This is a genomic window from Aeromonas sp. s2 (genome assembly GCF_040907935.1).
Classification (GTDB): domain Bacteria; phylum Pseudomonadota; class Gammaproteobacteria; order Enterobacterales; family Aeromonadaceae; genus Aeromonas; species Aeromonas dhakensis.
The window spans coordinates 95,919-110,110 of the sequence record NZ_JBFOCR010000010.1 but is presented as its reverse complement, the minus strand read 5'-3'; the positions used below and the strand labels follow the sequence as shown (position 1 = coordinate 110,110).

The window sequence follows — 14,192 nt, the reverse complement described above, 5'->3', positions numbered from 1 at the left end:
GCTCTATCGGGGGTGATGGCGTCAGAGGCGAGCCGCCCCACCACAGGCAAGGACATCAGAGTTGGTCCCCGGCAAACGGACATAAAAAAAACCGCCGGCATGGCCGGCGGCAATATGGCTGACTAACAGATGGCGGATTACAGGCTGTAGGCTTTCTCGCCGTGGGTGGTGACGTCCAGCCCTTCCCGCTCAGCATCCTCTTTCACCCGCAGGCCGATCAGCATATCCACCAGCTTGTAGGCTACTACCGAGATGATGCCGGACCAGAGGATGGTCACCCCTACCCCGATGGCCTGGATCTTGACCTGATCCAGGATGGAGTAGCCCTCCGCCACTTGGTTGGTGACATAGTCCCACACCCCGGTGCCGCCCAGATCCGGGCTGGCGAACACCCCGGTCAACAGGGCGCCGAGAATGCCGCATACCCCGTGCACACCGAACACGTCCAGACTGTCATCGGCACCCAGCAGCCGCTTGAGACCGTGAACCCCCCACAACCCCGCGACACCGCTGATGAGGCCCATTACCAGACCACCACCGACACCGACGAAACCGGCCGCCGGGGTGATCACCACCAGCCCGGAGACGGCGCCGGAAGCCGCGCCCAGCAGCGAAGGACGGCCCTTCATCACCCACTCGGCCAAGGTCCAGGAGAGGGCCGCCGCAGCCGGCGCCACCCAGGTGTTGATGAAGGCCAGTGCCGCCGTGCCGTTGGCTTCCAGCGCGGAGCCGGCGTTGAAACCGAACCAGCCGAACCAGAGCAGAGAGGCCCCGATCATGGTCATGGTGAGGCTGTGCGGGGTCATGGGGTCACGACCATAGCCCAGGCGCTTGCCCACCAGATAGGCGCCGACCAGACCGGCCACCGCCGCATTGATGTGCACCACTGTGCCGCCGGCAAAATCCAGCGCGCCGTGCTGGAACAGATAGCCAGCCGTCGCCGTGGCCGCTGCCGCGGCATCGGCCGTGGTATAGGCATCCGGACCCGCCCAGTACCACACCATGTGGGCCAGCGGGATATAGGCGAAGGTGAACCAGATCACCGAGAACAGCAGCACGGCGGCAAACTTGATGCGCTCGGCAAAGGCCCCCACGATCAGGCCGCAGGTGATGGCGGCAAAGGCCCCCTGGAACACCACATAGATGAACTCGCTGATCCCTACCCCCTTGCTGAAGGTAGCGGCGATGGAGTCGGGGGTCACTCCCTTGAGCAGCGCCTTGCTGAAGGAGCCATAGACGCTGTTGCCTTCGGTAAAGGCCAGCGAATAACCGTAGATCACCCACAGCACGCAGATGAGCGAGAACAGGGTGAATACCTGCATCAGCACGCTCAGCATGTTCTTGGTGCGCACTAGGCCGCCATAAAACAGGGCCAGGCCCGGAATGGACATCAGGATCACCAGGGCTGCCGACAGCAGCATCCAGGTATTGTCCCCCTTGTTGATGGTCACCACCGCAGGTGCGGTCACCACCTCTTCGGCCCAGCTGGGGGCGGCCAGCAGGGCAATCAGCGCCAACAGGCCAGTCATCACGAGTCTCTTGAGCATACAGCCATCTCCTTCCCTGTCGTCCCGGCTCCAGACCGGGTCCATTTCCTGATATGAACATCGACACCGATGATTCACGTACATTTCCATTCGGTACACACTGGTTGCCGCTCCCGGTCAGATTCCCTCTATGGAGCGGCATCATGGCGACATAACTGCTTAAAAGCACAAAGCGGGCCAACTTAATAAGTTATTTAAAATCATAATGTTATTCTTATGACAGAGAGGAGGCGCACCAGATTGGCGCATGGGACGCGCTAACATGAGCGAATGCGCACTTCTGCTGTGCAGGCAGAGCAAGCCGCACCGAAATGGAGCAAGGCGGGACATGGCATGACCACAGAAGTGTACCCGGCTTGCCGATATCAGCCGGAGAACAGAAGCGTGACAAGGAAGGGGAAAGGCGGAAAAACAAAAGGCCATCATTGCTGATGGCCTTTTGTCATGAATTTGATGGTGCCCGGGGTCGGACTCGAACCGACACGGTTATTCACCGGCGGATTTTGAATCCGCTGCGTCTACCGATTTCGCCACCCGGGCAACTGCGAGGGATTATACGAATGGCGCTTGGGCATGCAAGGTGTTTTTCTTGTGCTCACAGTCGTTTGCTCATTTATTCAACGCCTTGCCGAGGCAAGGTCAGTTACATAGAATGCCCGCATCATATTAATGGAATAAGAACGATGGCCAAGCGTAAACCCGTCCAACCGACCACTCCCCCTCCTCCCACCCAGCGTCACCCCTCCGCCGGTCTGCTGCGCCGGCTCGGCGCCCTGATCTATGACTATCTGGTGGTCATCTCATTGTTGATCATCGCCGGCTTTATCGGGATGGGAGTAGCCCATCTGCTGCTGGCAACCGGCATGGCAAGCGTCCCCGAGGGCAAAGACGCCGCCTGGCTGCTGACCAGCCCCGTCTACAGTGCCTGGCTCGCTCTCGTCATCTGCGGTTTCTACACCTGGTTCTGGACCCGCGCCGGCCAGACCATCGGCATGCGGGCCTGGCGTCTGCGCATCCAGAATGCCGACGGCAGCAACATCCGCATCACCCAGGCGCTGATCCGGCTGGCAACGGCGGCCTTTGGTCTCGGCAACCTGCTCTGCCTGTTCAACCGCAAGTCACCCCGCGCATTTCAGGACATCTGGTCCGAGTGCGAAGTGATCGTGCTGGGCAAACAGGAAAACCTGGAACAGCTCAATCGCTGATCCCAAAAGGCGGTAACGAAAAAGGGCACCCCAGGGTGCCCTTTTTACTGGCCGACGCGCTTGCTGCTTGCGGCTCAGGATATAGAAGGAGATACCACCAAACAGCAGTGCAGCAGGCGCGATGGCAGCCTTTTGTCTGCAGCGCCACCGCCCTCACAGCCCTTCAGGTCACTACTGCTTGCGGCTCAGGATATAGAAGGAGATGCCGCCAAACAGCAGGCTGGGCGCGATGGCCGCCAGGATCGGTGGCACCGCGTACACCAGGCTGATGGGGCCGAACACCCGATCGCTGACGTAGACGGCGAAGCCCGTCATGATCCCCATCAACATCCGAGCCCCCATGCTGACCGAGCGCAGCGGGCCGAAGATGAAGGAGGAGGCCAGCAGGATCATGGCCACCACCGAGAGCGGTGACAGCAGCTTGCGCCACATCTCCAGCTTGTAGCGCCCGGCATCCTGTTTGTTGGCATCCAGATAGCCGATGTAATCCAGCAGTCCCGCCACCGGCAGGTTTTCGGGATCGACGCTCACCACCCCGAGCTGTTTGGGGGTGAGCTCGGAGCTCCACTCCATCTGGGGCTGGGTCTCGCTCAGGATCTGTTTGGGATCGTCAAAACGGGTCACCTGCACCTGCTTGAGCAGCCAGTGATGCTGCTCGAACACCCCTTCCTGTGCCTGCAGGATATCGATCAGCTTGCGCTCCGGGGTGAAACGGTAAAGGGTGATGCCGGTCAGCGCGCCATCGTTGCGCACCCCGTTGATATTGACGAAGTTGTTGCCATCGCGCGCCCACACCCCGTAAGCCGACACGGTCAGCCGCCCTTCCGACAGGGCCCCCGCCTTGATGTCATCCGCCATCCGCTTGGCGATGGGCGCCACGTACTCCCCCATCAGCCCCACCAGGATCATCAGCGGGATGGCGGTCTTGAGCGCTGCCATCACGATACTGATCTTGGAGCGGCCCGCCGCCTGCATCACCACCAGCTCCGAGCTGGTCGCCAGCTGGCCCAGACCGATGAGGCCGCCCAGCAGGGCCGCCAGCGGGAAGAAGAGCACCGCCTCTTTCGGCATGGAGAGCAGCACATAGTAGAGGGCGCTGAGCATGTCGTAGTTGCCTTCCCCCACCGACTTCAGCTGCTCCACGTACTTGATGAGCGCGGCCAGCCCGACCAGGGTCAGTTCGCACAGCAGGACCGACATGAAAATAACCCGGCCGATATATCTATCGAGAATGCCAAACATCAGCAGAAACTCCCCGGTTGCAGCATCATGCTGATTTTTCCCTCAAATACAGACGCATGGAGCGGGGGCGACAGCAAAATGACCCGGTCGCCATGTCTATCGAGAATGCCAAACATCAGTAGAGACTCCCAGATGGCAACATCATGCCGATTTTCTCTTGAAATAGAGGGTCTTGACCCCGTTCCACCAGCTGGTGCCCTGCAGGTTGAGCGGCAATCCGATCAGCAGCAGATAGACCAGCGGCACCAGGAACATGCCGGGCCAGTGCGGCAGCCGGCCGCTGTCGATGGCTGAACGGGCGGCACTGAGCAGCAGGAAGTAGGAGAGGTAGAGCAGGATGGCCGGTAACAGCTTGGCATAGCGGCCCTGACGGGGGTTGACCCGCGCCAGTGGCACCACCAGGAAGGTCAGCACCAGGATGGAGAGCGGCAGTGACAGACGCCACTGCAGCTCGGCCATCAGCTGGTTGTCCTGGGTGCCCAGCAGCTCCATGGTCGGCTTGGCCGCCGCCTTGCGGTTGGAGCGCTCCATCTCCTGCTGGCGGATCACCAGGCTGTACTCGTCGAATTCGGAGATCTGGAACTGGCGGGTATTGAAGTGCCCCTCGTAGCGAGAGCCGTCGATCAGGGTCAGCCACTGTAGGCCGTTGCTGTCGACCGTGACCACCCCTTCGGTCGCCACCACCACCGACGGCGGCTTGCCATCCTGGGAGCGCTGCAACACGAAGATTTTCTGCAGTTTGGAGCCCTTGTCGTTCAGGTCCTGGATGTAGGCCACCAGACGCCCCTTGTCGAGCTCCATGAAGCGGCCGGCCTGCAGGAAGGAGATACCCGGATCGGCCTTGAACTCGTCGATCACCTGATACTCGCGCTCTTTGGCCTGCGGGGCCACCCAGCCGGTATTGAAGGCGGCAACGGCCGCCGTCAGCAGGGCCAGTACCATGGCGCTGCGCATCACGAAACGGTGGCTGAAGCCTACCGCATGCATCACCGTCATCTCGCTTTCGGCGTAGAGGCGCCCGTGAGCGAACAAGATGGCCAAAAACAGGCTGATGGGCAGCATCAGCAGGGCCATGTTGGGCAGGTTGAGCAGCAGCAGGGTGGAGACCAGGCGCGTCGGCACCTCACCATCGGCGGCATCGCCGATGATCTGGATGAATTGCTGGCTGACGAAGATGAGCAGCAGCACGAATAATACCGCCAGCTGGGTTTTCAGGGTTTCCCTGAACAAATATCGGAAAACGATCACAGTCATTCCCAAGTAAACTTGTGTTTTTAGTCGAATGCCTGAAAAATAGGGCCGTATATTGGATTTTTACCAGTTTGAACTGCGGGGCCAGTGCCTGTTCGCTCCGCCTCTGATACCCCAACAAGCACCGCATTATTCAATAAAAGGTGCCTTTTGTCTTTAGGATGTAGGAGATTCCATGGAGTTCAGTGTAAAGAGTGGCAGTCCTGAGAAGCAACGCAGTGCCTGCGTCGTGGTCGGCGTATTCGAGCCGCGTCGCCTCTCTCCGGTTGCCGAACAGCTGGACAAGATCAGCGATGGCTACATCAGCTCGCTGCTGCGCCGTGGCGACCTGGAAGGGAAACCAGGCCAGATGCTGTTGCTGCATCAAGTACCGGGCGTGCTCAGCGAGCGCGTGCTGCTGGTCGGTTGCGGCAAGGAGCGGGAACTCGACGAACGCCAGTACAAGCAGATCATCAACAAGACCATCACCACCCTCAACGAAACCGGCTCCATGGAAGCGGTCTGCTTCCTGACCGAGCTGCACGTCAAAGGACGGGATACCTATTGGAAGGTGCGCCAGGCGGTGGAAACCACCAAGGCGGGCCTCTACAGTTTCGACCAGTTCAAGACCAACAAGGCCGAGCCGCGCCGTCCGCTGCGCAAGCTGGTATTCAACGTGCCGACGCGTCGGGAACTGACCATTGGTGAAAAAGCCATCGCTCACGGTCTGGCCGTGGCGAAAGGGGTGCGCGTCTGTCGCGACGTGGCCAACATGCCGCCCAATGTCTGCAATCCGGCCTATCTCGCCTCCCAGGCCCGTCGTCTGGCCGATGCGTTCGACAACATCACCACCAAGGTGATCGGCGAGCAGGAGATGGCCGAGCTCGGCATGAACTCCTACCTGGCGGTGGCCCGTGGCTCCGACAACGAAGCCATGATGGCCATCATCGAATACAAGGGTCATCCGGATGCCAAGCCCATCGTGCTGGTCGGCAAGGGACTGACCTTCGACTCCGGCGGCATCTCCATCAAGCCGGCCGACGGCATGGACGAGATGAAGTACGACATGGGTGGCGCCGCCTCCGTGCTCGGTACCATGCACGCTCTGGCCCAGCTGCAGCTGCCCATCAACGTCATCGGCGTGCTGGCGGGCTGCGAGAACATGCCGGGTGGCAACGCCTATCGCCCGGGTGACATCCTCACCTCCATGTCCGGCCAGACCATCGAAGTGCTGAACACGGATGCGGAAGGCCGCCTGGTGCTGTGCGATGCGCTGACCTACGTGGATCGCTTTGATCCGGAAACCGTGATCGACGTGGCCACCCTGACCGGTGCCTGCATCATCGCCCTGGGTCACCACACCACGGGCCTCTTGGCCAACCACAACCCGCTGGCCCACGAGCTGCTCAATGCCTCCGAGCAGGCGGGTGATCGCGCCTGGCGTCTGCCGCTGTTCGACGAGTATCAGGAACAGCTGGAGAGTCCGTTCGCCGACATGGCCAACATAGGTGGTCGTCCGGCCGGTACCATCACCGCCGCCGCCTTCCTGTCACGCTTCACCAAGAAGTACAACTGGGCCCACCTGGATATCGCCGGGACCGCCTGGAAGAGCGGCAAGGAGAAAGGCTCCACCGGGCGTCCGGTGCCCCTGCTGACCCAGTTCCTGCTGAACCGGTCAGGGGTGGACATCGAAGAGAAGGAGTAATTTCCGCACCTCGCCCGGCGATGCCATCGGGCGAGCGGAAGTTGCCCTGCACCACAAGGAAGAGGCCCGCCTCTTCCTTGTTTCATTGAGGGTGGGCAGGAATACCCCCTGCCCGTCCTTACCGGCGGTCAATTATCCGTCACCGCAAACGGGATCAACCTGATGAGCCAAGTGACCTTTTACCTGATGAGCGAGCAGGATGACGAACAGGCCTCTGCCGTCGAGCGACTCGCCTGCAGCCTTGCGGCCGAGTCGTGGGGGGCGGGCCACCTCTATCTGTTCTGCGACGATGAGGCTCAGGCCCTGCGCCTCGACGAGCTGTTGTGGCAGCTGCCGCCGGAGCGCTTCGTGCCGCACCAGTTGCAGGGTGAGAGCGGCCAGGCCCCGGTGGAGATCGGCCACCAGCCGCCACGGCGGCGCTACGCCCGCCTCATCAATCTGGCCAAACAGACACCTTTGTTTGCAGGACACTTCGCTCAAGTGGTAGATTTTGTCCCCACTGACGAAACGCAAAAGCAGCAAGCCCGCGAGCGCTACAAGCACTATCGCCAGGCAGGCCACGCCCTCGAGATGAGGGATCAGCCCGTCCTTGCCGCACCGGATCCGGCGCAGCCCTGACTGCGCCGCCTGTGATCCACCACAAATCAACACCAGAATCCATCCATCCAGATTACGGCGAGACCATGGAAAAGACTTTTAATCACAACGCCATCGAACAGGCGCTCTACCAGCACTGGGAAGCTCAGGGCTACTTCAAGCCCCACGGCGACACCAGCAAAGACTCCTTCTGCATCATGATCCCGCCGCCGAACGTCACCGGCAGCCTGCACATGGGTCACGCCTTCCAGCAAACCCTGATGGATACCCTGATCCGCTACAACCGCATGCAGGGCAAGAACACCCTGTGGCAGGCGGGTACCGACCACGCCGGTATCGCCACCCAGATGGTGGTTGAGCGCAAGATCGCCGCAGAAGAGGGCAAGACCCGCCACGATTATGGCCGGGAAGCCTTCATCGACAAGATTTGGCAGTGGAAGGAAGAGTCCGGCGGCACCATCACCCGCCAGATGCGCCGTCTGGGCGACTCCGTGGATTGGGAGCGCGAGCGCTTCACCATGGATGAAGGCCTCTCCGCCGCCGTGCAGGAAGTGTTCGTCCGTCTCTACGAAGATGGCCTGATGTACCGCGGCAAGCGCCTGGTGAACTGGGATCCCAAGCTCAATACCGCCATCTCTGATCTGGAAGTGGAAAACCGCGAGATCAAGGGCCACATGTGGCACCTGCGCTACCCGCTGGCCAACGGCGCCAAGACCGCCGAAGGCCAGGATCACCTGATCGTCGCCACCACCCGTCCGGAAACCATGCTGGGTGATACCGCCGTCGCGGTGAACCCGGAAGACCCGCGCTACAAGGCGCTGATCGGTCAGCACATTCTGCTGCCGCTGGTGAACCGTCTGATCCCCATCGTCGCCGACGAGCACGCCGACATGGAGAAGGGCACCGGCTGCGTGAAGATCACCCCGGCCCACGACTTCAACGACAACGAAGTGGGCAAGCGCCACAACCTGCCGATGATCAACATCTTCACCCTGGACGCCCACGTGCGCGCCGAGGCCGAAGTGGTTGACTCCAACGGCAACCCCAGCACCGCCTATGACGCCACCCTGCCGACCGAGTTCGCCGGGATGGAACGCTTTGCCGCCCGCAAGGCCATCGTCGCCAAGCTGGACGAGCTGGGCCTGCTGGCCGAGATCAAGGATCACGTGCTGCAGCAGCCGTACGGCGATCGCGGCGGCGTGCCCATCGAGCCGATGCTGACCGACCAGTGGTACGTGCGCGTGGCGCCCATGGCCAAGACCGCCATCGAGGCGGTGGAAGATGGCCGTATCCAGTTCGTGCCCAAGCAGTACGAAAACATGTACTTCTCCTGGATGCGCGACATTCAGGACTGGTGCGTCTCCCGTCAGCTGTGGTGGGGTCACCGCATCCCGGCTTGGTATGACGACGCCGGCAACGTCTACGTGGGTCGCAACGAGGATGAAGTGCGCGCCAAGCACAGCATCCCGTCCGTGACCGTGCTGCGTCAGGACGAAGACGTGCTCGACACCTGGTTCAGCTCCGCCCTGTGGACCTTCTCCACCCTAGGCTGGCCGAACAACACAGAGGCGCTCAAGACCTTCCACCCGACCGACGTGCTGATGAGCGGCTTCGACATCATCTTCTTCTGGATCGCCCGGATGATCATGATGACCATGCACTTCATCAAGGACGAGAACGGCCAGCCGCAAGTGCCGTTCAAAACCGTCTACATCACCGGTCTCATCCGTGATGAAGAAGGCCAGAAGATGTCCAAGTCCAAGGGCAACGTGCTGGATCCCCTCGACATGATCGACGGTATCAGCCTGGAAGATCTGCTGGAGAAGCGTACCGGCAACATGATGCAGCCGCAGATGGCCGAGAAGATCGGCAAGCGTACCGCCAAGCAGTTCCCGGAAGGGATCGAGGCCCACGGTACCGACGCCCTGCGCTTCACCCTGGCGGCGCTGGCCTCTACCGGTCGTGACATCAACTGGGACATGAAGCGCCTGGATGGCTACAACAACTTCTGCAACAAGTTGTGGAACGCCTCCCGCTATGTGCTGATGAACACCGAAGATCAGGATTGTGGCTTCTCTTCGCAAGGGAATGGCGGCGAGATGCAGTTCAGTCTGGCGGATCGCTGGATCCAGTCCCAGCTGCAGGTGGCCATCCGTGACTTCCGTACCGCCCTCGATACCTACCGCTTCGACATCGCGGCCGGCGTGCTGTACGAATTTATCTGGAACCAGTTCTGTGACTGGTATCTGGAGCTGACCAAGCCGGTACTGACCAAGGGTTCCGAGGCCGAGCAGCGCGCTGCCCGTCACACCCTCGTGACCGTGCTGGAAACCCTGCTGCGTCTGGCACACCCGATCATCCCGTTCATCACCGAGACCATCTGGAAATCGGTCGCCCCGCTGACCGGCGTACACGCCGACACCATCATGATTCAGGCCTTCCCGGAGTTCGACGCCGCCAAGGTGGACGACGCCGCGATGGCGGATCAGGAGTGGGTGAAGGAGTTCATCGTCAGCATCCGCAACATCCGCGCCGAGATGAACGTAGCGCCGAGCGTCCCGCTCAACGTGCTGCTCCAGTGCGATGCCAAGGATGCCGAGCGTGCAGCCGACAACGAGGCCTTCCTCAAGTCGCTGGCCCGTCTGGAATCCATCCGCGTGCTTGGCGAATGTGAAGCCGCGCCGCTGTCGGTGAAGAAGCTGATCGGTGCCACCGAGCTGCTGATCCCGATGGCTGGTCTCATCGACAAGGATGCCGAACTGGCCCGTCTGGCCAAAGAGGTAGCCCGTCTGGTGGGCGAGTGCGGCCGCATCGAAGGCAAGCTTGGCAACGAAGCCTTCGTCGCCAAGGCGCCGGAAGCGGTCATCGCCAAGGAGCGCGAGAAGCTGGAAGATTACCGTCTCCAGCTGACCAAGCTGGAAGCCCAACAGGCCGAGATCGCCGCGCTGTAAGCCGGCATCCGCCTCGCAAAAGCCCCCTCCTGCAGGGGGCTTTTTGTTGCCCGCCCACCACCATTCCCCCTCATTTCGCGCGTTGTCATGCAAAATTAGCGAGCCAAATCACCCGCTTTCACAAGCGCAGCGCCCCCAAATTCATTACACTGCCAGCGATCTTTCTACTAGGAGTGCTGCCGCAGTATGGAAATATTGATCCTGTTTGGATTGATTTTGCTCAATGGCGTTTTCGCCATGTCGGAAATCGCCATCGTCACCGCACGCAAGGCACGCCTCAGCAAGATGGTCAGCGAAGGGAGCCGCTCCGCCGCCATCGCGCTCAAGCTGAGCGAAGATCCCACCCATTTTCTCTCCGCGGTGCAGATCGGCATCACCAGTATCGGTCTGCTCAACGGTATCTACGGCGAATCCCTGCTGGCCCAGCCGCTGGCGCTCTGGCTGCAGGAGTGGGGCATGACCCCCAAGAGCAGCGGACTCATCGCCACCGTGCTGGTCATAGTGGTGGTCACCTATCTCTCCATCGTCATCGGCGAACTGGTGCCCAAGCGGCTCGGCCAGATCAGTGCCGAACGCATCGCCTGCCTGGTGGCCCGCCCCATGTTGTGGCTGGCCGCCCTCACCCGTCCCTTCGTCTGGCTGCTGTCGGCCTCCACCAAGGCCAGCCTGCGACTGCTGAGAGTCAGCCAGGATGGCAGCGCCAACGTGACCCAAGAGGAGATCCACGCCATGCTGGTGGAGGGCTCCGAAGCGGGGATCATCGAAGATCACGAGCACACTATGTTACGGAATGTGTTCCGGCTCGACGAGCGCAGCCTCTCCTCGCTGATGGTGCCCCGCAGCGACATCCGCTATCTCGACCTCGCCCTGCCGCTGGAGGTCAACCTGCAGCGGCTGGTGGAGTATCGCCACAGCTTCTTCCCGGTCTGCGACGGCAACCTGTCGGAACTGGTGGGCATCATCAACGTCAGCAAGGTGCTGCACGCCTATATCAAGGGTGAGCCCATCGATCTGGCGGCATTGACCCAGGATGGCAGCCTGCTGCCTGAGACCCTCAACGGCCTCGAGCTGCTCAACCACTTCCGCACCCATGCCGAGCACATGGTGCTGGTGGTGGATGAATATGGCGAGCTGCAGGGGCTGGTCACCCAGCAGGATCTGCTGGAGACCCTGGCCGGAGACTTCCAGCAGGAAGATGGCGACGACAACTGGGCTTTTCAGCGTACCGACGGCAGCTGGCTGCTCGACGGCCTCATTCCACTGCCGGAATTGAAGGACTGTCTGGGACTGGTTCGGCTACCGGAGGAAGAAAAACATCACTATCACACCCTCGGAGGGCTTATCATGCTGCTCCTTGGTCGTGTTCCCCAGACGGGAGACCTGGTCACCCTGGAACAGTGGCAACTGGAAATCGTTGACATGGATGGTTTGCGCATCGACAAGGTGCTTGCCATGCCCTTGCTTGATCAACCCAGCTAACCTGCGGAGTTTGCAACTATGGAACAGTTTTACCAACTGGCCCACGCCTTTATGCATCAGGATCTGGTGACGCTATCCGATCCCAAGATGGCCTTCATGGTCTGCGGTGTGTTATTGACCTTTCTGGTGCTGGAGAACGGCTTCATTCCCACCGCCTTTCTGCCCGGCGACAGCCTGCTGATCCTGACCGGCGTGCTCATCTATCAGGACGTGCTCTCCCTCGGGGTGATCCCGCTGCTGATCCTGGCCACCTTCGTCGGCACCTGGCTCGGCTACATGCAGGGGCGTTTTCTGGGCCATACCCAGCTCTACCACCGGCTGCTGTCCCATGTGGAAGAGAAGCACCAGCAAAAGGTTTACTACCTGCTGGACAAATACGGCATCGTGACCCTGATCACCGCCCGCTACATCGCCTTCGTGCGCACCGCCTACCCCTACATCGTCGGTGCCACCGAACTGCCCCAGGGGCGCTTTCTCATCGTCAATCTGGTCAGCTCCATCATGTGGATCTGCCCGCTGGTGGGTTTCGGCTACTTCCTCAGTCACACCAAGCTGGCTGCAGAGTACCAGTCCCAGTTCCTTAGCATCATTCTCTGCCTGCCGATCGTGCTGCTGGTCGGCGGTTTGATTGCGCTGATCTGGCGCTGGCTGAGCAAACGCAAAGCCAGTGCGCCACGGGATTGAGGCAAAGAGAGAGGGTCATCGCGAGATGGCCTTTTTTTAGCGAAATAATGGTGATTTACCCGCTGGCACTCTTGTCAAGCGAGGGTAAAAATGAGTGAATCTAGCGCCTTTTTTTCCATGTGAACGGAGTCGGTAGTATGCGGTGTCGGGTTAGCGCTATGGCGCTGGTTTATGCATTGGTTGGACTGCTGGGACTGCCAGCAGCATTGGCTGCCCCCAACCCGGCCAAACTGCAGCTGCAATCGAGCAGCGCACTGGTGATGGATGTCAGAACGGGCAAGACCCTCTACCAGAAGAATCCCACCCAGGTGCGTCCCATCGCCTCCCTCACCAAGCTGATGACGGCGCTGGTGGTGCTGGATGCCCGCCAGGATCTCGGCCAGACCCTGACCATAGACCAGAACGACAGAGACGCCATCAAACACACCTATTCGCGGGTCAGGATGGGCACCCAGGTGACCCGCCGCGATGCCCTGCATCTGGCCTTGATGTCCTCTGAAAACCGCATGGCCTCGGCGCTTGCCCGCCACTACCCGGGGGGCCGTCCCGCCTTCATCCGAGCCATGAACAACAAGGCCAAACAGCTGGGCATGCGCAACAGCCGCTTCTACGACTCCACCGGCCTGTCGACCCGCAACGTCTCCACCGCCCAGGATCTGGCCAAGCTCATCGCGGCGGCCTACCGCCAGCCGCTGATCCGCGAATTCACCCAGGACACCAGCAAGGACATGCGCTTTCGCACGCCGGCCTACAGCCTGATGTTCAACAACACCAACCCGCTGGTGAAGAACCCGGACTGGGACGTACGCCTCTCCAAGACCGGCTATACCGACGAAGCGGGCCGCTGCCTGCTGATGCGGGCCAAGCCGGACAATCAGGAGCTGGCCATAGTACTGCTCAACTCGGTGGGCAAACGCACCCCCATCGGCGATGCCAACCGCATTCGCAAATGGCTGAAAAGCTGACACCCGGACTGCAGGGATGAAAAAGGATGCCGCGGCATCCTTTTTTATTGCCTGCAAACCGCCTCTACCCGCCTCTGAGCGGGTTTATCAGCGGAAAGGGGCGTGGATTGACCGAGAACCAAGGGATGCACACACGAAAGTCGGCGCAGTGGGCCGCAGGAGGCAGGGAGAGGCGCCAAGCGCCCGTCATGCAGGGGTGGAAGCCCTTGTCACGGGGCTGCGGATTGCCACCAGAATGGGTGAAGCGCGATCTCAGCAGCGAAACCACAAAGTTGAAGCAAAGAGGTGAAGAGGTGAAGAGGTGAAGAGGTGAAGAGACGAGTATCAAGCCACCCGGGTCGTATCCCATACCCGGAGCGGCCATATAAAAAAACAGCCCCGACCGAAGTCGGGGCTGTCTGTATGGTGCGCCCGAGAGGATTCGAACCTCTGACCACCTGGTTCGTAGCCAGGTACTCTATCCAGCTGAGCTACGGGCGCTCATCAACTTTTGGTACTGCTTTCAAAATGGTGCGCCCGAGAGGATTCGAACCTCTGACCACCTGGTTCGTAGCCAGGTACTCTATCCAGCTGAGCTACGGGCGCTC

At 60.8% G+C, this 14,192-nt stretch carries 10 protein-coding genes and 3 tRNA genes; 7 read left to right on the top strand and 6 right to left on the bottom strand.

Annotation, left to right across the window (positions count from 1 at the left end):
* Positions 1 to 137: 137 nt before the first annotated feature.
* Together amt and AB5Y81_RS08965 are read right to left on the bottom strand one after the other, a co-directional pair.
* Positions 138 to 1,547: an ammonium transporter gene (amt, locus tag AB5Y81_RS08970; RefSeq protein WP_017782602.1), complete on the bottom strand. Its 1,410-nt coding sequence runs from the start codon at positions 1,545 to 1,547 to the stop codon at positions 138 to 140.
* Positions 1,548 to 2,001: 454 nt separating this feature from the next.
* Positions 2,002 to 2,087: transfer RNA gene (locus AB5Y81_RS08965), tRNA-Leu, on the bottom strand.
* Positions 2,088 to 2,230: 143 nt separating this feature from the next.
* Here AB5Y81_RS08965 and AB5Y81_RS08960 point away from each other — a divergent pair.
* Complete coding sequence (locus AB5Y81_RS08960; RefSeq protein ID WP_026139162.1) at positions 2,231 to 2,752, top strand: RDD family protein; 522 nt, start codon at positions 2,231 to 2,233, stop codon at positions 2,750 to 2,752.
* A gap of 171 nt (positions 2,753 to 2,923) precedes the next feature.
* Here AB5Y81_RS08960 and lptG read toward each other — a convergent pair whose 3' ends face one another.
* The gene (gene lptG, locus AB5Y81_RS08955; protein WP_024943392.1) at positions 2,924 to 3,994 is read right to left on the bottom strand and encodes an LPS export ABC transporter permease LptG; all 1,071 of its coding nucleotides are present in this window, start codon (positions 3,992 to 3,994) and stop codon (positions 2,924 to 2,926) included.
* Positions 3,995 to 4,135: 141 nt separating this feature from the next.
* Positions 4,136 to 5,248 carry an LPS export ABC transporter permease LptF gene (gene lptF / locus AB5Y81_RS08950; protein ID WP_042064704.1) on the bottom strand — a complete coding sequence of 371 codons (1,113 nt, stop codon included), beginning with the start codon at positions 5,246 to 5,248 and terminating at the stop codon, positions 4,136 to 4,138.
* Positions 5,249 to 5,420: 172 nt separating this feature from the next.
* Here lptF and pepA point away from each other — a divergent pair, with 172 nt between their 5' ends.
* The 6 genes from pepA (at position 5,421) to pbpG (ending at position 13,605) form a co-directional block, all read left to right on the top strand.
* A complete protein-coding gene (pepA, locus tag AB5Y81_RS08945) occupies positions 5,421 to 6,929 on the top strand; it encodes a leucyl aminopeptidase (RefSeq protein WP_005305141.1) in 1,509 nt (502 codons plus the stop codon).
* A gap of 162 nt (positions 6,930 to 7,091) precedes the next feature.
* Positions 7,092 to 7,547, top strand: coding sequence for a DNA polymerase III subunit chi (locus AB5Y81_RS08940; RefSeq protein ID WP_139724927.1), 456 nt, complete (start codon positions 7,092 to 7,094; stop codon positions 7,545 to 7,547).
* A gap of 65 nt (positions 7,548 to 7,612) precedes the next feature.
* Positions 7,613 to 10,477 carry a valine--tRNA ligase gene (locus tag AB5Y81_RS08935; RefSeq protein WP_279485259.1) on the top strand — a complete coding sequence of 955 codons (2,865 nt, stop codon included), beginning with the start codon at positions 7,613 to 7,615 and terminating at the stop codon, positions 10,475 to 10,477.
* Between the two features lie 186 nt (positions 10,478 to 10,663).
* Positions 10,664 to 11,956 (top strand): hemolysin family protein, encoded by a 1,293-nt coding sequence (locus tag AB5Y81_RS08930; RefSeq protein WP_010636087.1) that lies wholly within the window; start codon positions 10,664 to 10,666, stop codon positions 11,954 to 11,956.
* 18 nt (positions 11,957 to 11,974) lie between these two features.
* Positions 11,975 to 12,640: a DedA family protein gene (locus tag AB5Y81_RS08925; protein WP_005305157.1), complete on the top strand. Its 666-nt coding sequence runs from the start codon at positions 11,975 to 11,977 to the stop codon at positions 12,638 to 12,640.
* Positions 12,641 to 12,777: 137 nt separating this feature from the next.
* Entirely contained in the window at positions 12,778 to 13,605 is an 828-nt protein-coding gene (gene pbpG / locus AB5Y81_RS08920; RefSeq protein ID WP_005305161.1) for a D-alanyl-D-alanine endopeptidase, read from the top strand.
* Between the two features lie 403 nt (positions 13,606 to 14,008).
* On the opposite strand, the gene AB5Y81_RS08915 is transcribed toward pbpG, so the two are convergent.
* Together AB5Y81_RS08915 and AB5Y81_RS08910 are read right to left on the bottom strand one after the other, a co-directional pair.
* Positions 14,009 to 14,085, bottom strand: a tRNA-Arg gene (locus AB5Y81_RS08915).
* A gap of 28 nt (positions 14,086 to 14,113) precedes the next feature.
* Positions 14,114 to 14,190 (bottom strand) — tRNA-Arg (locus AB5Y81_RS08910).
* Positions 14,191 to 14,192 lie beyond the last annotated feature (2 nt).